Origin of the sequence: Nocardioides sp. Soil777 (genome assembly GCF_001428425.1) — a bacterium.
Taxonomy (GTDB): Bacteria; Actinomycetota; Actinomycetes; order Propionibacteriales; family Nocardioidaceae; genus Nocardioides; species Nocardioides terrigena.
The window spans coordinates 159,694-180,085 of the sequence record NZ_LMSN01000015.1; the positions used below are offsets into that span (position 1 = coordinate 159,694).

At 72.7% G+C, this 20,392-nt stretch carries 17 protein-coding genes; 13 read left to right on the forward strand and 4 right to left on the reverse strand.

All coding sequences use genetic code 11. The features are described from left to right. The first annotated feature begins 10 nt into the window (after positions 1-10). Genes ASG88_RS11490 through menD form a run of 3 tightly spaced genes read left to right on the forward strand, consistent with a single transcriptional unit; the run spans position 11 to position 3,578 of the window. Entirely contained in the window at positions 11-1,051 is a 1,041-nt protein-coding gene (locus ASG88_RS11490; RefSeq protein ID WP_235534823.1) for an AMP-binding protein, read from the forward strand. Next, a complete protein-coding gene (locus ASG88_RS11495) occupies positions 1,051-1,992 on the forward strand; it encodes an o-succinylbenzoate synthase (RefSeq protein WP_157559718.1) in 942 nt (313 codons plus the stop codon). Before ASG88_RS11490 ends, ASG88_RS11495 begins: the two co-directional genes overlap by 1 nt. After that, positions 1,989-3,578 carry a 2-succinyl-5-enolpyruvyl-6-hydroxy-3-cyclohexene-1-carboxylic-acid synthase gene (menD, locus tag ASG88_RS11500; RefSeq protein WP_056887566.1) on the forward strand — a complete coding sequence of 530 codons (1,590 nt, stop codon included), beginning with the start codon at positions 1,989-1,991 and terminating at the stop codon, positions 3,576-3,578. Before ASG88_RS11495 ends, menD begins: the two co-directional genes overlap by 4 nt. On the opposite strand, the gene ASG88_RS11505 is transcribed toward menD, so the two are convergent. After that, positions 3,550-5,199 carry a hypothetical protein gene (locus ASG88_RS11505; RefSeq protein WP_157559693.1) on the reverse strand — a complete coding sequence of 550 codons (1,650 nt, stop codon included), beginning with the start codon at positions 5,197-5,199 and terminating at the stop codon, positions 3,550-3,552. The genes menD and ASG88_RS11505 overlap by 29 nt on opposite strands. Positions 5,200-5,291: 92 nt before the next feature. Between ASG88_RS11505 and ASG88_RS11510 the strand changes: the two genes are divergently transcribed. Then, entirely contained in the window at positions 5,292-7,166 is a 1,875-nt protein-coding gene (locus tag ASG88_RS11510; protein WP_056887568.1) for a Na+/H+ antiporter, read from the forward strand. Between the two features lie 267 nt (positions 7,167-7,433). Here the strand turns inward: ASG88_RS11510 and ASG88_RS11515 are convergent, their stop codons facing one another. Further along, complete coding sequence (locus tag ASG88_RS11515) at positions 7,434-8,648, reverse strand: family 16 glycosylhydrolase (protein ID WP_056887569.1); 1,215 nt, start codon at positions 8,646-8,648, stop codon at positions 7,434-7,436. A gap of 148 nt (positions 8,649-8,796) precedes the next feature. Between ASG88_RS11515 and ASG88_RS11520 the strand changes: the two genes are divergently transcribed. Continuing rightward, on the forward strand, positions 8,797-9,432 hold the full coding sequence (locus ASG88_RS11520) for an MBL fold metallo-hydrolase (RefSeq protein WP_056887570.1): 636 nt from the start codon (positions 8,797-8,799) through the stop codon (positions 9,430-9,432). Positions 9,433-9,444: 12 nt separating this feature from the next. Here ASG88_RS11520 and ASG88_RS11525 read toward each other — a convergent pair whose 3' ends face one another. Beyond that, a complete protein-coding gene (locus tag ASG88_RS11525; RefSeq protein WP_056887571.1) occupies positions 9,445-10,728 on the reverse strand; it encodes an isochorismate synthase MenF in 1,284 nt (427 codons plus the stop codon). A gap of 60 nt (positions 10,729-10,788) precedes the next feature. Then, positions 10,789-11,793, reverse strand: a complete 1,005-nt coding sequence (locus ASG88_RS11530; RefSeq protein ID WP_056887572.1) for a L,D-transpeptidase family protein — start codon at positions 11,791-11,793, stop codon at positions 10,789-10,791. 81 nt (positions 11,794-11,874) lie between these two features. On the opposite strand from ASG88_RS11530, the gene ASG88_RS11535 reads away from it, so the two are divergent. The 8 genes from ASG88_RS11535 (at position 11,875) to ASG88_RS11570 (ending at position 20,384) form a co-directional block, all read left to right on the forward strand. Continuing rightward, on the forward strand, positions 11,875-12,564 hold the full coding sequence (locus tag ASG88_RS11535) for a demethylmenaquinone methyltransferase (protein WP_056887573.1): 690 nt from the start codon (positions 11,875-11,877) through the stop codon (positions 12,562-12,564). 238 nt (positions 12,565-12,802) lie between these two features. Next, the gene (locus ASG88_RS11540; RefSeq protein ID WP_056887574.1) at positions 12,803-13,162 is read left to right on the forward strand and encodes an NADH-quinone oxidoreductase subunit A; all 360 of its coding nucleotides are present in this window, start codon (positions 12,803-12,805) and stop codon (positions 13,160-13,162) included. A gap of 3 nt (positions 13,163-13,165) precedes the next feature. Then, positions 13,166-13,720, forward strand: a complete 555-nt coding sequence (locus ASG88_RS11545; RefSeq protein WP_056887575.1) for a NuoB/complex I 20 kDa subunit family protein — start codon at positions 13,166-13,168, stop codon at positions 13,718-13,720. Further along, positions 13,717-14,484, forward strand: coding sequence for an NADH-quinone oxidoreductase subunit C (locus ASG88_RS11550; protein ID WP_056887576.1), 768 nt, complete (start codon positions 13,717-13,719; stop codon positions 14,482-14,484). The genes ASG88_RS11545 and ASG88_RS11550 overlap by 4 nt, the downstream gene beginning before the upstream one ends. Continuing rightward, positions 14,484-15,848 (forward strand): NADH-quinone oxidoreductase subunit D, encoded by a 1,365-nt coding sequence (locus ASG88_RS11555; RefSeq protein ID WP_056887577.1) that lies wholly within the window; start codon positions 14,484-14,486, stop codon positions 15,846-15,848. The genes ASG88_RS11550 and ASG88_RS11555 overlap by 1 nt, the downstream gene beginning before the upstream one ends. Next, the gene (gene nuoE, locus ASG88_RS11560; RefSeq protein WP_056887578.1) at positions 15,845-16,681 is read left to right on the forward strand and encodes an NADH-quinone oxidoreductase subunit NuoE; all 837 of its coding nucleotides are present in this window, start codon (positions 15,845-15,847) and stop codon (positions 16,679-16,681) included. Before ASG88_RS11555 ends, nuoE begins: the two co-directional genes overlap by 4 nt. Beyond that, positions 16,678-17,991 (forward strand): NADH-quinone oxidoreductase subunit NuoF, encoded by a 1,314-nt coding sequence (gene nuoF / locus ASG88_RS11565; RefSeq protein ID WP_056887579.1) that lies wholly within the window; start codon positions 16,678-16,680, stop codon positions 17,989-17,991. The genes nuoE and nuoF overlap by 4 nt, the downstream gene beginning before the upstream one ends. After that, on the forward strand, positions 17,988-20,384 hold the full coding sequence (locus tag ASG88_RS11570; RefSeq protein ID WP_056887580.1) for an NADH-quinone oxidoreductase subunit G: 2,397 nt from the start codon (positions 17,988-17,990) through the stop codon (positions 20,382-20,384). Before nuoF ends, ASG88_RS11570 begins: the two co-directional genes overlap by 4 nt. Positions 20,385-20,392: the final 8 nt, after the last annotated feature.

A 20,392-nucleotide genomic window follows, 5' to 3' on the forward strand; every position in this document is an offset into this window, starting at 1 on the left:
CGTGCGTCTCGTGAATTCCTTGCGTCCGGTGCGGGGCGGTGCCACCGAGGTGGTCGCCGCGCTGCGGGACTGGCTGGCGGTGATGGCCGAGCCCGTGCCGCTCGTGGTGGAGACGTCGGGGTCGACGGGCACGCCCAAGCGGGTCGAGCTCGCCCGGCACGCGGTCCTCGCCTCCGTGCACGCCTCCGCGGCCCGCCTCGGGGCCAGCGGCCAGTGGCTCCTGGCGCTGCCGGCGTCGTACGTCGCGGGTGTGCAGGTCGTCTGCCGCTCACTGGTCGCGGGACACGAGCCGGTCGTGGTCCAGGGCTCCTTCGCCGCCACGCTGGCCGGCCTGCCGCACCACCGCGACGTCCCCCTCTTCACCTCGCTGGTGCCGACCCAGCTGCACCGGCTGCTCACCGACGAGCGCGAGGCCGAGGCACTGCGTCGCCTGCACACGATCCTGCTCGGCGGCGGTCCGATCGACCCGGCCCTGCGCCGGCGGGCCGAGGACGCCGGCCTGCACGTCGTCGCGACGTACGGCGCCAGCGAAACCGCCGGCGGCTGCGTCTACGACGGCCACCCGCTCGACGGCGTCGCCGTGGCGATCGGGACCGACGGCCGGATCCGGATCGGCGGGCCGACGCTGTTCGAGGGCTACGCCGACGACCCGGAGCTGACGGCGAGCACGCTCGTCGACGGCTGGTACCTCACCGCCGACGCCGGCCGCCTCGACGAGGACGGTCGGCTGCACGTGCTCGGCCGTCTCGACGACGTGGTGGTCAGCGGCGGGGTCAACGTGCCCCTCCCCGCGGTCGCGCGGCGGCTGCGCGAGCACCCGGCGGTCGACTCCGCGGAGGTGCTCGGCGTCGAGGACGAGGAGTGGGGGCACCGCGTCGTGGCCTTCGTGGTCGGCGTCGTGGTGCTGGAGGAGGTCCGTGACTGGGTCGGGGAGGTGCACCCGCGCTCGTGGGCGCCCCGGCAGGTCGTCGCCCTCGACGTCCTGCCGCTGCTCGACAACGGCAAGGTCGACCGGCAGGCGCTCGTGGCGCGCGCGGAGGAGGGGGCGTGATCCGCGTCTTCAGCATCCCGCTGCGCACCCGCTTCCGCGGGATCACCGTCCGGGAGGGCGTGCTGGTCGAGGGGCCGGCGGGCTGGGGGGAGTGGAGCCCCTTCACCGAGTACGACGCCCCGACCGCGCGGCCGTGGTGGCGCGCGGCCGAGGAGGCCGCCGCCGGGGACTGGCCGGCCCCGCTGCGCGACGCCGTGCCCGTCAACGTGACGGTGCCCGCGTGCAGCCCCGAGCGCGCCCACGCGATCGTGCGGGCGGGCGGGTGCGCCACCGCCAAGGTCAAGGTCGCCGAGGTCGGACAGACCCTTGGCGACGACGAGGCCCGCCTGGAGGCGGTGCGCGACGCGCTGGGCCCCGGGGGACTCATCCGGGTCGACGCCAACGGCGGCTGGGACGTCGACGAGGCGGTCGGCGCGATCCGCCTCCTCGAGCGGGCCGCGGGCGGCCTGGAGTACGTCGAGCAGCCCTGCGCCGACGTCGAGGAGCTGGCCGCCGTGCGCCGCGCGGTCGACGTGGCGATCGCCGCCGACGAGTCGATCCGCCGGGCGGAGGACCCCTACCGGGTGCGCGACCTGGGTGCCGCCGACATCGCCGTCCTCAAGGTGCAGCCGCTCGGGGGCGTGCGCGCGTGCCTGCGGATCGCCGAGGACATCGGCCTGCCGGTGGTCGTCTCCAGCGCGATCGAGTCGAGCGTGGGCATCGCCGCGGGGGTGGCCCTGGCGGCGGCGCTGCCGGAGCTGCCGCACGCGTGCGGGCTGGCCACCGTGCAGATGCTCACCGACGACGTGGTGACCGAGCCGCTGCTGCCGGACGACGGGATGCTGCCCGTCCGCATCCCGGTCGTCGACCCCGCCGCGCTCGACCGGCTGTCCGCCGACCCGGAGCGGGTCGCCTGGTGGGAGCGCCGGCTGGCGTCCGTGCGGCAGGATCAGCCCTCGTGAACCCGTCGACCGCCCTGGCCCGCGAGGTCGTGGCCGCACTGCTCGCGGCCGGGGTGCGCGAGGTCGTCCTCTGCCCCGGCTCACGCAACGCACCGCTGTCCTTCGCGGTCCACGACGCGGCTCGGGCCGACCTGCTGCGCCTGCACACCCGGGTCGACGAGCGCACCGCCGGCTTCCTCGCGCTCGGACTCACCAAGGTGGGCGCCCGCGCGGCCGTGGTGTGCACCTCCGGGACGGCCGTGGCCAACCTCCTGCCCGCCGTCATGGAGTCCGCCCACTCCGGCCTCGACCTGGTCGTCGTCACCGCCGACCGGCCGGCACGGATGCGCGGCACCGGCGCCAACCAGACCACCGATCAGGTGGGGGTCTTCGGCGCCTTCGCCCCGACGACGGTCCTGGAGGCGGGCGGACCGGCCCTCGGCGGCGCGCTGTCGGGCACCGCCGGACCGGTCCACCTCAACGTCCACCTCGACGACCCGCTGCTCCCCGACGGGCCGTGGACCGACGTGGCCGCCGACTCCTGGGCCATGTCGTGGGACGACCGCGCCGTGCCCGTCGAGCTCCCGTCCGGTCCCCGCACCGTCGTGGTGGCCGGTGACGACGCAGGCCCGCCCGCGCGCGTGCTGGCCCAGGACGCCGGCTGGCCGCTGCTGGCCGAGCCGACGAGCGGCTCGCGCACCGGCGACCACGCCATCCGCACCTACCGCCTGCTGCTGGGCAGCGACCTCGGCGACCGCGTCGAGCGGGTCGTCGTGGCCGGTCACCCGACGCTGTCGCGCCCCGTCACCCGGTTGCTCGGTCGCGAGGAGGTCGAGGTCGTCTCGATGCGCTCGCGGGGCATCTGGTCGGCGCGCCCATTCGCGGTCAGCCAGGAGGCCGACCGGTACGCCGCCGCTCCCGGCGACCCGGCGTGGCTCGACGAGTGGCGCGAGGCCGACCGGTCGGTCGGCCGCCAGCTCGACCGGCTCCTCGCCGCGGAGCCCGACCTCACGCCGTACGAGGTAGCGGGAGCGGTGAGTCGGGCGCTGCCGCCCGGGGGACTGCTGCACGTGGGCGCCTCCAGCCCGATCCGCGACCTGGACCTGATGGTGGCGCGCTACGCAGTCGGCGACCGGCGCAAGGTGATCGCCAACCGCGGCCTGGCCGGGATCGACGGCACGGTATCGACCGCGATCGGCGCCGCGCTGGGCCGCCCCCGCAGCACCCGGGCCCTGGCGTTGATGGGCGACGTGACCTTCGTGCACGACATGACCGGGCTGGTGCTCGGTCCCCGTGAGCAGCGCCCGGACCTCACGGTCGTGGTCGTCAACGACAACGGCGGGTCGATCTTCAGCATGCTGGAGCAGGGCGCCGACGAGCACCGCGACGCCTTCGACACCCTCTTCGGGACGCCCCACGACGTGGACCTGGCCAGCGTCTGCGCGGCCACCCGCACCCCGCACCTGAGGGTGACGAGCCTGCCCGAGCTCGAGCAGGCGCTCGGCTCGCCCAACGGGGGCATCGAGGTGGTCGAGGCGGTCGTCCGCCGCGACAACCGCCGCGAGCTCGACGCCCGGATCAGGTCGCTCCGGCCGGGATCTCGCTGAAGGTCGTCCCCAGCAGCGTCGGCGGACCGTCGTCCGGCAGGTGCACCAGGCCGACCGCGAGCTCGTCGACCGCCAGCACGCCTCCCTCCCCGGCACGGAGCCGGGCGTAGGGCGGGTTCCACCGCACCGCCAGGTCTGGACGGCCGTTCAGCCGGGTGGCGACCCGCAGCGCGACGACGGCGAGGTGGCCGTCCGCGACGGCCACGACCCGCACGGGGGCGTCCTCGGCCCTCGTCCCGACCTCCCAGCCGCGGAAGATCGCCCGCGAGCCCAGGTCGGCCATCGCCCGGCGCCATGCCCGCGACGCCTCGTCGACCCGCAGCCCTTCTTCGGTGCCGCTCTCGAGGAAGGCGGCCCAGGCACTCCGGGCCGCGGTCGCTGCCTCGCGGACCCCGCTGCCGGGGAGCGTGGTGGGACGCCCCGACCGCGGCAGGTCGCCGGCGACCTCGGTCCGGGCCTCCATCAGCCAGGGCGAGGTCACCGAGTCGCGGACCATCACGTGCACCTCGGGGTCGCCACCCTGGGCGCGCGCCGCCACCAGCGCCCACATCGGGTAGGCGTCGAACCGCGCGGCGTAGACCCGCAGCCCGGTGTGCGCGGCCGCGTGCCCGTGCCCGAGCCCCATCGTGCGCCGGGCCGCCGTCTCGTAGCGGTCCACGGCCAGTGCCAGCCCGCGGTCGGCGGCGCGCCACGGGCCCTCGCGGTAGGCCGGCGGGCCGGCGCGGCGGACGGCCCGCGCCCGCCGCTCGTCGTACGACGCGTAGAGCGCCGGCAGGTCGTCCTCGGTGAGCGACACCTTGGTCCGGGCGAGGGTGGCGGCCTCCTGGGTCGACGGCTCCGGGAGCTGGCACCCGGTCGCGAGGAGCACCACGGCGAGGGTGGCGACTGTCGTGGTGGTCGTGGTGCGGGAGCGGCGTCCGGGGCGGGCGGCCTTGCGGGCGCCCGGGCGTCGGACGGGCGCCGGCTCCTCGGGGTCGGCGGGGTCGGCTGGGTCGGCTGGGTCGGACGCCCGGCCCCGCGACGGACGGGAGCGTCGGGGGCGTCGGGGACCCCGGGGACGCAGCAGCTCGACGGCCAGGACGAGCAGCAGCAGCCCGGCACCCGCGACGCCCAGCGCGGCGAGGTAGGCCCCCTCGACGGTCACGCCGAAGGACACCGTCGTCGGTCCGGTGCCGCCGAGCGGGGCGATCACCCACTGGGCGGCCGAGGTGCTGCGGTCGAGCGCCAGCTCCTGCGGTCCGGTGCCGGTCATCTCCCGGGTCCAGAAGTCGGCGTCCTCGGGGTGCCGCGGTGCGCCCCGGCCCGCGTCCTCGGCGACCACGCCGTCGAGCGTGACGCCGTCGAGCCGCACGCGCGTGGAGCCGCCGACGAAGTCGGCCACGTCGACCGGGTGCGCGGTCCCGATGAACACGCCGTCCGGCGCCTGGGCCCGCAGGGTCACCGTCACGCCGTCCCAGGCCAGCAGGTCAGGTGCGGTGAGGACCGGACGCCCGTCGGCGCCGAGCGCGGCCGGGCGGTTGAAGACGGTGTCGTCGGAGCCGAAGTACGCCGCCGCGGCGGCCCCGGCGAGGAGGCACACGAGGCCGACGAGCGCCAGCAGCATCCTCCCGAGTCGTCGCACCCGCAGATCATCCCAGCCGCCCGGTGGGGCCCGGACCCCGTGCCCCGCGGACGCGCGGCGACCGTGCGTCGTACTCCTGCCAGACTCTGCGGGTGGAGATCGCCCTCTTCCTCGTCGCCCTCGTCGTCGTGGTCCTCGCCGGCACGGCGCTGGCCGACCGCTTCGACCTGCCCGCCCCGCTGCTGCTGATCCTGGTCGGCGTCGCCGGGACCTACCTGCCGTTCGTGCCGGAGGTCCGCCTCGAGGCCGAGGTGGTGCTGCTGGGCTTCCTGCCCCCGCTGCTGTACGCCGCCGCGCTGCAGACGTCGCTGGTCGACTTCAACGCCAACCGGCGCCCGATCCTGCTGCTCTCGGTCGGGCTGGTGCTCTTCACAGCGTTCGGGGTCGGTGCGGTCGTGCACTGGATGGTGCCGGCCATCTCCTGGCCGCTGGCCATCGCCGTGGGCGCGGTCGTCGCGCCGCCCGACGCGGTGGCGGCGACCGCGATCGCCCGCAAGATCGGGCTGCCACGACGGATCGTCACCATCCTCGAGGGCGAGTCGCTGCTCAACGACGCGACCGCCCTGGTCACCCTGCGCACCGCGCTGGCGGCCAGCTCGGTCGGCGTGGAGGCCTTCGACGTGGGACTGGACTTCCTGTGGGCCTCCGTCGGCGGTGCCGCGCTCGGCTTCGTGGTCTTCGTCGTGGTGGCCAAGGTCCGCCTGCTCGTCACCGACCCGCTGATGGACACCGCGATCTCGCTGGTCACGCCGTTCGCGGCCTACCTCCTGGCCGAGGAGCTGCACTCCTCGGGGGTCATCTCCGTCGTGGTGACCGGGCTGCTGCTCGGGCACAAGGCGCCGGTCATCCAGACCGCGCAGTCGCGGATCGCGGAGCGCATCAACTGGCGGACCATCTCCTTCCTGCTGGAGAACACCGTCTTCCTGCTCATCGGCCTCCAGGCCCGCTGGATCCTCGAGGGCGTCGCGGACAGCGAGCTCTCCCCGCGGCTCATCACCGCCGTGTGCGTGGCGGCGCTGCTGACCACGGTGGTGCTGCGGATGGTCTGGGTGTTCGCGGCGCGCTACCTGCTGGTCCGGCCCGGCCCGGACCCCGACAGCGGCGAGGTGCCGCCGTGGCAGTACAGCTTCGTCCTCGGCTGGGCCGGCATGCGCGGCGTGGTGACGCTGGCGGCGGCCTTCGTCATCCCCGAGGAGACCGAGCACCGCGAGGTCCTGCTGCTCATCGCCTTCACCGTGGTGGCCGGCACCCTCTTCCTCCAGGGCCTCTCCCTGCCGTGGGTGGCCCGCACCCTGCGCGTGCCCTCGCCCGACCCGCTCGACGACGCCCTGGCCCGGGCGTCGGTGCTGCAGCAGGCGTCCAAGGCCGGCTTCAAGGAGCTCGAGCGGATGGAGACCGACGACCCGCACGGTGTCCTCGACCAGATCCGGCAGCGGGTCGAGCAGCGCAACTTCGCCGCCTGGGAGCGGTTGTCCACGACCGCCGGGCAGGAGTCGCCCAGCGACCTCTACGCGCGGGTCCGGGTGGCCATGATCGGCGCCGAACGGGAGCGGGTGCTTGAGATCCGCAGCACGGGCAGCGTGGCCAGCGACGTCATCCGAGACGTGCTCGCCGTCCTCGACGTCGAGGAGTCGATGCTCGACGTCGCCCTCGGTGACGAGGACGAGCGTGACGAGGCCCGCAACGCCCGGGTGGTCCGCGGGGACACCTGCGACCACCTCGACGAGACGCCCGCCCAGCCTCCCGCGTCGGCCGACGACGGGCTGGTCTGCGAGGAGTGCCTCGCCGCCGGGGTGCACTGGGTCTCGCTGCGCCGCTGCCTCACCTGCGGGCTCGTGGCCTGCTGCGACTCCTCGCCCTTCCGGCACGCCACCGAGCACTTCCACGAGACCACGCACCCGGTCATGCAGTCCGCCCAGCCCGGCGAGGACTGGCGCTGGTGCTACGTGCACCACCTGACCGGCTGAGCCCGACCTGCGGCACACGGCGGTGTGCCCCCGGCGTCCGGGAGTGCGTCGTACGCGCGAGGTGGGCCGGCGTCGTACGGCGTGAGTGGGGCGACGTCGTACGGCGCAGGCGTGGGGAACGAGACCGGCCGCCGGCCCCGCAGTGGAGCAATTCTCGTCCGACGCCACCTCGGCGAAGCCGGGGCGGGCTGAAATGCGACGACGCGCCGTCCCGCCGGAGCGGGACGACGCGTCGCACGTCGTGCGGGCGGCCTTGCGGCCGGTCGATCAGGCCTGCCAGACCCGGATCCAGTCGACAGTCATCGACTGGGGGAGCTTGCTGTCCTTGACGATCTTGGAGATCTCGTAGTCGGACGCGAGCATGCTCAGGATCGGGTACTGCGGCTGGCCGGAGACGCCGACCTTGGTGCGGTAGGTCTCCTTGCCGTCGATCCGGAAGATGTAGACGTTGGGCGTCCACTCCACCGAGAAGACGTGGAAGTTCTTGGACCAGCCGTCACGCTTGTTCTTGAGGAACGAGCGCGAGTCCTTGATCCACGAGCCGGTCTTGACGCCCTGGCCCTTCTTGTTCTTCGAGTAGACGAACGACGTCAGGCCACCCTCGGGGTGCTGGTCGCCGAAGTACTCGATGACGTCGATCTCGGCACCGGTCAGGCGCGGGTCGGTGGCACCGGACACGCTGACGGCGGGCTGCATCCAGAACGCGCCGTGCTGGCCGCGCGACTTCTGGAACTTGATGCGGGCGGCCGCGAAGCCGTACTTGTACGAGAACGCGCCCTGGGTGCCGATGTGGCCGTTGAGGCGGTAGGCGAACTTGCCGGTGGACTTGCCGTCCTTCTTGGCCACGCACTTCGTCGAGCGGCTCGGGTCCTTGATGACGCTCAGGCGGGCGGTGCCGCCGCCGACGGAGACGGCGCGCGGGTCACCCTTGGAGCAGGCGCGCAGGCTCTCGGGCTCGTAGGTGCCGCCGCGGTGGTTCCAGACCGGGTCGAGCGAGTTGCCGGAGAACTCGTCGGTCCAGGTCGGGGTCAGCCAGCGAGCGGTGCTGACCGACTTGCTCTTGCCGGCCTTGGAGCCCTTGAACGCCATCGCCTGGGCGCGGTAGGTCAGCGCCTGGCCGCCCTTGGAGATCGGCGCACCGAACTCGGCGCGACCCTTCTTGTTGACCTTGGTCTTCTTGACCGTCTTCCACGTGCTGCCCTTCTGGACCTGCAGGGCAACGGTGCGACCGGGCTTGCCCGGCTTGACGGTGGCGGTCAGGCCGGCCTGGGCCGATCCGGCCGACGCGGGGCGCTTGCCCTGGCCGACGATCTGGGGCAGGGCCACCAGGCTGACACGGGTCTTGGCCCGACGCTCACTGACGGAGGTCGAGATGGAGTCGGAGGTGTCGGCACTCGACGAGCTGGTCTGCGTGACCAGGATCATCGAGGCGGGCATCAGCAGCGCGAGCAGGCTTCCTGCGAGGGCGCGGCGTCCAGACATGGGTTCTCTCATTCGATCGGGTGCGGTTGACGTTCCCCCACTGCACTCGAGGGCGACCACACCTTAACTTCCGGGACCTGATCCTCCGCATCGAACGGCGGTGTCGGGCGGGGATGACCGGATTCCGGGATCGGCCTACTGTGGCGAGATGCGGATCACGAAGTTCGGCCACGCGTGTGTGCGCATCGAGCACGACGGGGCCGTCGTCGTCCTCGATCCGGGGGTCTTCACCGAGGCGGAGGCGCTCGACGGCGCCACCGCGGTCCTCATCACCCACGAGCACGCCGACCACGTCCACCCCGACCTGTTGCGCCGTTCCGACGCCCCGATCTGGACGATCGAGGCGGTGGCCCGGCTGCTCCGCGAGCAGGCACCCGACGTCGCCGAGCGCGTCACCGTCGTACGCCCCGGCGACCGTCTCGACGTGTCCGGGCTGCCGGTCGAGGTGGTGGGGGAGAAGCACGCGGTCATCCACCCCGACTACGACCGCTTCGACAACTCCGGCTACCTCCTGACCGTCGGCGCGGATGCCGTCTACCACCCCGGCGACGCCCTCACGGCGCCCGGACGGGCGGTCGACGTGCTCCTCTCGCCGGTGAGCGCGCCGTGGCTCAAGGTGAGCGAGGCCGTGGACTTCGTCCGCGAGGTCGGGGCGCCGCGCTCGCTGGGGATCCACGACCGGGTCTACAGCGACATCGGGCTCGACATGGTCGCCTCGCACATGGGCAACCTGCTGCCGGAGGGGCAGGAGTTCGTACGCCGGCAGCCCGGCGAGGACCTGTAGGGCCCGGACGACTCAGATCTCGCCCGAGAGGGCGTCGCGGACCGGGACGAACTTCGCCTGGGACTCCGCCAGCTCGGCCTCCGGGTCAGAGCTGCCGACCACGCCGCAGCCGGCGAAGAGCCGCACCGTCGAGCCCTGCACCAGCGCCGAGCGCAGCGCGATGCCCCACTCGCCGTCGCCGGTGGCGTCGATCCAGCCGACCGGGCCGGCGTAGCGGTCGCGGTCCATGCCCTCGATCTCGCCGATGAGTGCGACGGCCTCCGGGGTCGGGGTCCCGCCCACCGCGGCCGACGGGTGCAGGGCCTCGGCGAGCTGGAGGGAGGACACCGTGGCCGCGTCGTGGACGACCCCGGCCACGTCGGTGGCGAGGTGCATGACGTTGGGCAGGTGCAGGACGAAGGGCGCCTCAGGCACGTTCATCGACGAGCAGTGCGGCTCGAGGGCGTCGGCGACCGAGCGGACGGCGTACTCGTGCTCCTCGAGGTCCTTCGACGAGCGGGCCAGCGTCGCGGCCAGCGCGAGGTCGCGCTCGTCGTCGCCCGTACGCCGGATGGTCCCGGCGAGCACGCGGGACGTGACGAGGCCACGCTCGCGGCGCACCAGCATCTCGGGCGTGGCGCCGAAGAGGCCGTCGACGTGGAAGGTCCAGCACATGGCGTAGTCGACGGCGAGGCGGTGCAGGGCCCACCGCACGTCGACCGGCTCGGTGCAGGTGGCGATGAGGTCGCGGGCGAGCACGACCTTCTCCAGGGCGCCGGCGTTGATCCGGGAGACGGCGTCGGCGACGACGGTCATCCAGGCCTCCCCGTTGAGGGCGCCGTCGGCGAAGCTCAGCCCGACCGGGGCCGGGGGGACGTCGGCCGGCGCGACCCGAGGGGCCTCGGCGACGGGCGAGTCGCCGACGGTGGTGATCCACGCGCGGTCTCCGCGGCGACCCAGCACCACCCGGGGGACGACGAGCACCGAGTCGCCGGGGTCGTCGGCGAAGCCGAAGGAGCCGAACGCGACCAGTCCGGTGCCTGGCTCGACGACCTCGTCGAGGACGTCGGCGCGGGCGGTGGTCTCGGCCCACCACTTGTCGGCGTCGCTGAAGCGGGCGGTGCCGCTGGTGCGGACCTGGGCGGCGACGCCCCAGCCGACGAGGCCCTCGCCGTTGCGCAGCCATGTCACCGGCGCGTCGGCGGGCAGCAGGTCCAGCAGGCGGGTGGTGGCGGGGTCCCCGAGGTCGACCGCCGTCGTCCGCACCACGAGGGGGCTGGACGCGGTCGTCACGGGGGTGGTCGCCGCACTCGTCACGTCCCGGAGCCTACTGCGACGGGCCCCGTGAGCCCGAGCCAGGACGGGTGGCCGACGCCGTCAGGAGCGGTAGACGATCACCTTGTCGCCGAGGTGCACCTGGTCGAACAGCCGGCGCACCGCGTCGTAGTCGCGCACGTTGACGCACCCGTGCGAGGCGCCGTCGTAGCCGGTCGCCGCGAAGTCGGGGGAGTAGTGCACCGCCTGGCCGCCCGAGAAGAACATCGCGAACGGCATCGGGGTGTCGTAGAGGCTCGACACGTGGTCGCGGCTCTTGCGGAAGACCGTGAACGCGCCCTCTCGGGTCGGCAGCTCGTCGGAGCCGAACCGCACGTCCACGCGGGTCCGCACCACCCCGTCGACCACCCAGCGCAGGGACCGCGAGGTCTTGTCGACGCACATCGCGCGCCCGGTCATGCAGCGCGGGTCGAGCGCCGGGCCCTGCGGCTCGATGTTGAAGAGCTCGGCCTTGGTTGGCTGGCGGGTCATCGCGGCGAGCCGGTCGAGGGTGCGCCGGTCGACCTCGCCGGTGACGGGGATGCGGCGCTTGGCCTGGAACCCGCGCACGGCCTCGGTGGTGCGGGCGTCGTAGATGCCGGTCACGTCGCCGCTCCACCACTGCAGCTGTGCCAGGCGGGCCTGGACGCGGCGCACGGCGAGGCCCCGGTCGCCCGCGGCGAGGATCGCCGGGCCGGGCGTGTAGATGTTGTGCAGCGCCTCGCGGGTCGGCTCGGTCGTGACCGCGACCAGCTTGCGCCACGTGGGTGCGTCGACGCGGCCGGTGGTCTCGCGCTGCCGGCGTGCCTGGAAGGTGCGCACGCCCGCACGCGTCTGCGCGTCGAAGCGGCTCGTGACCACCTCGGAGTGGAGGCCGAGCTGGTGCAGCCGGCTCTGGAGCTCCCGCACCCGCCAGCCGGTGTCGCCGAGGCGCAGCGGGTCGAAGGCGCGGGCGGACGCGGCGTCGTCGGCGCGGGCGGGGGCGAGCGGGACGGTGGCGCCGAGGCCGGCGAGACCGAGGGTGAGCACGAGCGCCAGGACGAGGCGCGCGGACCGGGCGAGAGGCATGGGATCTCCGAGGTTGGAAGTGGTCGTCATCGTAGGGACGCCGACCGACATCGAGAAGTTGCGTCCGACTACGCTCACCGCGTGGCCCGCGCAGAGCTCGACAAGCAGCCGACCGACGTCCGACGCATGTTCGATGCGGTCGCCCAGAGGTACGACGTCACCAACGACGTCCTCTCGTTGGGCCAGGACCGCCGCTGGCGGCGCGACGTCATCGACGCCGTCGCCCCGTCGTACGGCGACCGCGTGCTCGACCTCGCGGCCGGCACCGGCACCTCGAGCCAGCCCTTCGCCGACGCCGGCGCGTACGTCGTCCCGTGCGACTTCTCGCTCGGCATGCTGCAGGTCGGCAAGCGGGCCCGTCGCCACCTGCCCTTCACCGCGGGCGACGGCACCAGGCTGCCCTTCGCCGACGACACCTTCGACGCGGTGACCATCTCGTTCGGCCTGCGCAACATCGTCGACCCGGAGGCCGGGCTGCGCGAGATGCGCCGGGTGACCCGGCCCGGCGGCCGCCTCGTGGTGTGCGAGTTCAGCAGCCCGACGTTCGCGCCCTTCCGCACCGTCTACATGGAGTACCTCATGAAGGCGCTCCCCGCGATCTCCCGAGCGGTCTCGTCGTCCCCGGACGCCTACGTCTACCTCGCCGAGTCGATCCGCGCGTGGCCCGACCAGCAGCGGCTGGCAGCGATGGTCGCCGCCGCGGGCTGGCAGTCGCCGCAGTGGCGCAACCTCTCGGGCGGCATCGTCGCCCTGCACCGCGCGACGGCCTGAGAGCCGGCCCCGAGCAGTCCATTTAGACAAGGCCTGCGTGCGTTAAATCCGCAGGTGAGGCGGGGTGAAGAGGCCGACAACCCCCCACGTGACGACCGGCGTGACGGGTCCTACACTGTGGGCTGCGCCACTAGTGAAGTAGTTCACAAAGCCACATGCGACCTGGTCGCGGCGGCCCGCTGGTGGCCATGAGGTGCACAGGCAGGCGGTGCACAGGGACGACGAAGGGACAGGCTCGATGGAGCTCTACACGCCAGTGCTCGTGCTGGCGGCCATCGCCGCGGCCTTCGCCGTCGGCTCGGTCGTCATGAGCGCGTTCATCGGGCCCAAGCGCTACAACCGCGCCAAGCTCGACTCCTACGAGTGCGGTATCGAGCCCACCCCGCAGCCCATCGGTGGCGGCCGCATCCCGGTGAAGTACTACATCACCGCGATGATGTTCATCATCTTCGACATCGAGATCATCTTCCTCTACCCCTGGGCCGTGCACTTCGACGCCATGGGGCTCTTCGGGCTCATCGAGATGGTCATCTTCATCGCCACGGTGTTCGTGGCCTACGCGTACGTATGGCGTCGCGGCGGACTGGACTGGGACTGAATCATGGGACTTGAAGAGAAGCTGCCGAGCGGCGTGCTCCTGACCACGGTCGAGGGTGTCGCCGGCTACATGCGCAAGGCGTCGTTCTGGCCCGCGACCTTCGGCCTGGCCTGCTGCGCCATCGAGATGATGACCTCCGGCGGCCCCAAGTACGACCTGGCCCGCTTCGGCATGGAGGTCTTCCGGGCCAGCCCGCGCCAGGCCGACCTGATGATCGTGGCAGGTCGGGTGAGCCAGAAGATGGCTCCCGTCCTGCGCCAGATCTACGACCAGATGGCCGAGCCCAAGTACGTCCTCGCCATGGGCGTGTGCGCCAGCTCCGGCGGCATGTTCAACAACTACGCCATCGTCCAGGGCGTCGACCACATCGTCCCCGTCGACATGTACCTCCCCGGCTGCCCGCCGCGGCCCGAGATGCTCATCGACGCGATCCTGAAGCTCCACGACCAGGTGCAGGCCACCAAGCTCGGTGCCAACCGCCTCGCGGAGATCGAGGAGCTGGAGACCACCGCGCTCAAGGCGCTGCCCACGAGCCAGATGCGAGGCCTGCTGCGATGAGCAACCCGCAGGACAACCCCTCCGACAAGCCGGAGACGGCGCACGTCGACCAGCCGGCCGTCGAGCAGTCGCCGGAGAACCTCCCGGCCCCCGGCGGCGAGGGCACCGAGGTCCGCTCAGCGGGCCAGCGGCGCGGCATGTTCGGCGTCTCCGGCACCGGTGACACCTCCGGTTACGGCGGCCTGGTCTCCCCGATCGTGTTCCCCAGCCCGTCCCAGCGCCCGTACGGCGGGTGGTTCGACGAGGTCGCCGACGCCCTCGAGGCGCGGCTGCGCCAGACCGACCTGACCGCGGCGATCGAGTCCGTCGTGGTCCACCGGGGCGAGATCACCTTCCACGTCCGCCGCGACGACCTGCCCTTCGTGGCACAGATGCTCCGCGACGACGAGGCGCTGCGCTTCGAGTTCTGCTCGGGCGTGAGCGGCGTGCACTACCCCGACGACACGGGCCGCGAGCTGCACGCGGTCTACCACCTGCTCTCGATGACCCACAACCGTCGCGTGCGCCTCGAGGTGTCGTGCCCCGACGGCGACGCGCACGTCCCCAGCCTGGTGAGCATCTACCCCACCATCGACTGGCACGAGCGCGAGACGTGGGACATGTTCGGGATCGTCTTCGACGGCCACCCGGCCATGACCCGCATCCTGATGCCCGACGACTGGCCGGGCCACCCGCAGCGCAAGGACTACCCCTTGGGCGGCATCCCCGTGGAGTACAAGGGTGGGTCCGTCCCGCCGCCCGACCAGCGGAGGTCGTACAACTGATGGCCACGACACAGAAGCCCACGACAGAGAACCAGCAGGACCTGTACGCCGACCCGAGCGAGACCAGCCAGGGCAAGGTCTTCACGGTCACCGGCCAGGACTGGGACTCGATCACCCAGGGTCTCGGCGATGCCGCCGACGAGCGGGTGGTCGTCAACATGGGTCCCCAGCACCCGTCGACCCACGGCGTGCTCCGCCTGATCCTCGAGCTCGAGGGCGAGACGGTGACCGAGGCCCGCTGCGGCATCGGCTACCTCCACACGGGCATCGAGAAGAACATGGAGTACCGCTCCTGGGTCCAGGGCACGACCTTCTGCACCCGGATGGACTACCTCTCGCCGTTCTACAACGAAGCGACCTACGTCCTGGGCGTCGAGCGGCTGCTCGACATCGAGGACGACATCCCGGAGAAGGCCCAGGTCATGCGGGTGCTCCTCATGGAGCTCAACCGGATCTCCTCGCACCTGGTCGCCATCGCGACCGGCGGCATGGAGATCGGCGCCCTGACGGTGATGACGATCGGCTTCCGCGAGCGCGAGCTGGTGCTGGACCTGTTCGAGCTGATCACCGGTCTGCGCATGAACCACGCGTTCATCCGTCCCGGCGGCGTCGCCCAGGACCTCCCGCCCGGCGCGCTTGACGAGATCCGCGACTTCGTCGCCCTGATGCGCAAGCGCCTGCCCGAGTACGCCGCGCTCTGCAACGCCAACCCGATCTTCAAGGCCCGCCTCGAGGGCGTCGGCCACCTCGACCTGGCCGGCTGCCTGGCGCTGGGCCTCACCGGCCCCCCGCTGCGCTCCACCGGCTACGCCTGGGACCTGCGCAAGACGCAGCCCTACTGCGGCTACGAGGACTACGACTTCGACGTCCAGACGTGGGACACCGCCGACGCCTACGGCCGCTTCCGGGTGCGCCTCGCCGAGATGGACGAGTCGCTGCGGATCGTCGAGCAGGCGGCCAAGCGGCTCGCCGACCTCGAGGGTGCGCCGGTGATGGTCGGTGACAAGAAGATCGCCTGGCCCAGCCAGCTGTCGATCGGCTCCGACGGCATGGGCAACTCCCTCGACCACATCCGCCACATCATGGGCGAGTCGATGGAGGCGCTGATCCACCACTTCAAGCTGGTGACCGAGGGCTTCCGGGTCCCGGCCGGCCAGGCCTACGTCCCGGTCGAGTCGCCCCGCGGCGAGCTCGGCGCGCACGTCGTCTCGGACGGCGGCACGCGACCGTTCCGGGCGCACTTCCGCGACCCGTCCTTCACCAACCTCCAGGCGACGAGCGTGATGAGCGAGGGCGGCATGGTCGCCGACGTCATCGTCGCCATCGCCTCGATCGACCCCGTCATGGGAGGCGTCGACCGATGAATCACCCCGCACCCGACCGCTTCACCGAGAACGACCGGGCCCTCACCCAGCAGACGTGGGCCGAGCTGCGCCAGATCGCTGCGCGCTACCCGGAGGCCCGCTCGGGACTGCTCCCGATGCTGCACCTCGTGCAGTCGGAGGAGGGGCGCGTGACGCCCGAGGGCATCGAGGCGTGCGCCGAGATCCTGGGCATCTCCCCGGCCGAGGTCAGCGGCGTCGCGACCTTCTACACGATGTACAAGCGCAAGCCCGTCGGCGACTACCACGTCGGGGTCTGCACCAACACGCTGTGCGCCGTCATGGGTGGCGACCTGATCTTCGAGCGGCTCAAGGAGCACCTCGACGTCGGCAACGACGAGACCACCGCCGACGGCACGATCACCCTCGAGCACGTCGAGTGCAACGCCGCCTGCGACTACGCCCCGGTGATGATGGTCAACTGGGAGTTCATGGACAACCAGACGCCCGACTCGGCCGTCCAGGTCGTCGACGACCTGCGCGCCGGCAAGGACGTCCACTCCACCCGCGGTCCGCGCCTGTGCACCTGGCGCGAGGCCGAGCGGGTGCTCGCGGGCTTCCCCGACGACCTCGCCGACGAGGGCCCGTCCGCAGGTCCTGCCTCCCTGGTGGGCCTGGGCATCGCGCGCGAGCGTGGCTGGACGGCGCCGGGCGGCAACGCCGCCGGTCGCACCGCCGACGAGCCCGCCGCGGCCGCGACGGGTGCCGACGGCAGCCACGAGGCCGACCGCCAGGACTCCGAGGGCGCGGTCCAGCGCTCCGACGCCGACCTCAAGCACGAGGACGACGCCCAGGGAACCGAGGAGGCGAAGTGAAGACAGACACCCTGACCCCGGTCCTCACCGACAACTGGGACGCCGAGCGCTCCTGGACGCTGGCGTCGTACGAAGGTCGCGGCGGCTACGGCGCGATGCGCACGGCTCTGGGCATGGACCCTGACGCCATCATCACCGCCGTCAAGGACTCCGGCCTGCGCGGTCGCGGCGGCGCGGGCTTCCCCACCGGCATGAAGTGGGGCTTCATCCCGCAGGACAACCCCAAGCCCAAGTACCTCGTGGTCAACGCCGACGAGTCCGAGCCGGGCACCTGCAAGGACATCCCGCTCATGATGGCCAGCCCCCACACGCTCCTCGAGGGCGTCATCATCAGCTCGTTCGCGATCCGCGCCAACCACGCCTTCATCTACGTGCGCGGCGAGGTGCTGCACGTCATCCGTCGGCTGCAGCGCGCCGTGCAGGAGGCCTACCTGGCCGGCCACCTCGGCAAGGACATCCACGGCTCGGGCTACGACCTCGACGTCGTCGTGCACGCCGGCGCGGGTGCCTACATCTGTGGCGAGGAGACCGCCCTGCTCGAGGGCCTCGAGGGCCGTCGCGGCCAGCCGCGCCTGCGCCCCCCGTTCCCCGCGGTGGCCGGCCTCTACGCCAGCCCCACGGTGATCAACAACGTCGAGTCCATCGCCTCGGTGCCGAGCATCATCGGCAACGGCGCCGAGTGGTTCGCCTCGATGGGCACCGAGAAGTCCAAGGGCTTCGGCATCTTCAGCCTGTCGGGCCACGTCGTGCGTCCCGGCCAGTACGAGGCCCCGCTCGGCATCACGCTGCGCCAGCTCATCGACCTGGCCGGTGGCATCCGGGAGGGCCACGAGCTGAAGTTCTGGACCCCCGGCGGCTCCAGCACCCCGCTGCTGACCACCGAGCACCTCGACGTGCCCCTCGACTTCGAGGGCGTCGGCGCGGCCGGCTCGATGCTCGGCACCCGCGCGCTGCAGATCTTCGACGAGACGACCTGCGTCGTGCGTGCCGTGCTGCGCTGGACCGAGTTCTACAAGCACGAGTCCTGCGGCAAGTGCACCCCGTGCCGCGAGGGCACGTGGTGGCTGGTGCAGACGCTGGCCCGCCTGGAGAAGGGCGAGGGCCAGGAGTCGGACCTCGACATGCTGCTCGACCAGTGCGAGAACATCATGGGCCGCTCGTTCTGCGCGCTCGCCGACGGTGCGACCAGCCCGATCTCGAGCTCGATCAAGTACTTCCGTGACGAGTACCTCGCGCACCTCACCCACGGTGGGTGCCCGTTCGACCCGACCGCCTCGACGGCGTTCGCCCAGACCGGAGCCTCTGCATGACGACCACCCCGGCCAAGATCGACACGGTGACCCTGACGATCGACGGCGTCGAGGTCAGCGTCCCCAAGGACACGCTGGTCATCCGCGCCGCCGAGCAGGTCGGCGTCCAGATCCCGCGCTTCTGCGACCACCCGCTGCTGGCCCCCGTCGGTGCCTGCCGCCAGTGCCTGGTCGACATCCCGGACGCCGGCAACGGCAAGCCCATCCCCAAGCCGCAGGCCTCGTGCACGATCACGGTGGCCGAGGGCATGGTCGTCAGCACGCAGGCGACGAGCCCCGTGGCCGACAAGGCGCAGCAGGGGATCATGGAGTTCCTGCTCGTCAACCACCCCCTCGACTGCCCCGTCTGCGACAAGGGCGGCGAGTGCCCCCTGCAGAACCAGGCCATGTCCAACGGCCGTGGCGAGACCCGCTTCGACGGCGTCAAGCGCACCTTCCCCAAGCCCATCAACATCTCGCCCCAGGTGCTGCTCGACCGCGAGCGGTGCATCGTGTGCCAGCGCTGCACCCGCTTCGCCGACGAGATCGCCGGCGACCCGTTCATCGCGCTGGTCGAGCGTGGTGCGCAGCAGCAGATCGGCATCGCCGACGGCGCACCGTTCCTCTCCTACTTCTCGGGCAACACCATCCAGATCTGCCCGGTGGGTGCCCTGACGAGCGCGGAGTACCGCTTCCGCTCGCGTCCCTTCGACCTCGTCTCCACCCCGAGCGTCGCCGAGCACGACTCCTGTGGCGCGGCCATCCGCGTCGACCACCGGCGCGGCAAGGTCATGCGCCGCCTCGCCGGCAACGACCCCGAGGTCAACGAGGAGTGGATCAGCGACAAGGACCGCTTCGCCTTCCAGTACTCCCGCCAGGACGACCGCCTCACCCACCCGATGGTGCGCGAGGACGGGGAGCTCCGGCCCGCGTCGTGGCCCGAGGCCTTCGCCGTCGCGGCCCGCGGCCTCCACGCGGCCGGCAGCGCCGCCGTCCTGACCGGCGGCCGCGTCACCGCCGAGGACGCCTACGCCTACGCCAAGTTCGCGCGGGTCTCCCTCGGCACGCACGACATCGACTTCCGCGCCCGCCCCCACACCGCCGAGGAGGCCGACTTCCTGGCCTCCCGCGTCGCGCTCTCCATGGACGTCACGTACGACGACCTCGAGCGCGCGTCGGTCGTCGTGCTTGCGGGCCTCGAGCCCGAGGACGAGGCGGCCACGATCTTCCTGCGGTTGCGCAAGGCGTCGAAGGGCTCGACCAAGGTCGTCGCCCTCGCCCCCTTCACCACCCGCGGCCTGGGGAAGATGAAGGGCCGGCTGGTCCCGACCGCCCCGGGCGAGGAGGCCGAGGCGCTGCGCGCCCTGGCCGAGGACGCCACCACCGCCCTGGACTCCGGCGGCGTCATCCTCGTGGGCGAGCGGCTGGCCCAGCACCACGGCGCCCTGACGGCCGCCGTCGAGCTCGCCCGCACCACCGGCGCCCGACTCGCGTGGGTGCCCCGCCGGGCCGGTGACCGCGGCGCGGTCGAGGCCGGTTGCCTCCCCACCCTCCTGCCCGGCGGTCGTCCGGTCGGCGACGCCTCTGCCCGGGTCGACACCGCCACCGCGTGGGGTGTCGACCACCTGCCCGACGCGCCCGGTCGCGACGGCAACGCGATCATCGCCGCGCTCACCGACGGCAGCCTCGGTGGCGTCGTCGTCGGTGGCGTGGACCCCGACGACACCGCCGACCCGGCCGCCACCCGGGCCGCGCTGGAGGCCGCGTCGTTCGTGGTCAGCCTCGAGCAGCGCGAGACCGACGTGACGCGGCTGGCCGACGTGGTGCTCCCGATCGCCCCGGTCACCGACAAGGCCGGCACCTTCGTCACGTGGGAGGGACGCCCGCGCCCCTTCGACGCCGTCTTCAGCAACCCGGGCTCGCTGCCCGACCTGCGCGTCCTCGCCGGCATCGCCGACGAGCTCGCCGCGCTGGGGCAGGGGAGCTCGCTGGGCTTCCGCACGGTCCCCGAGGTGCGCGCCGAGATGGAGGCCATGGGCCCCTGGGACGGCACCCGCCCCGAGCCGGTCCTCGGCAAGGATCCGCGCAAGCCGCGCGCCAAGGCCGGTGCGCTCGTGCTCGCCGGCTGGAAGCAGCTGCTCGACCAGGGCTCGATGCAGGACGGCGACCCGCACCTGGCCGCCACCCGGCGCCCGGCCGTCGCCCTCGTCAGCCCGGCCACCCTCGACGGCCTCGGCAGCGCCGTGGACGTCGTCCTGACCGGTGACCGCGGGTCCGTCACGGTGCCGGTCGAGGTCGCCGACGACATGGTCGACGGCGTCGTGTGGCTGCCGACCCACAGCGTGGGGCGCGGCGTGCTCGCCGACCTGGCCTCGCCCGGCAGCACGGTCACGGTGAAGGGAGCCGGCAAGTGAACATCTCC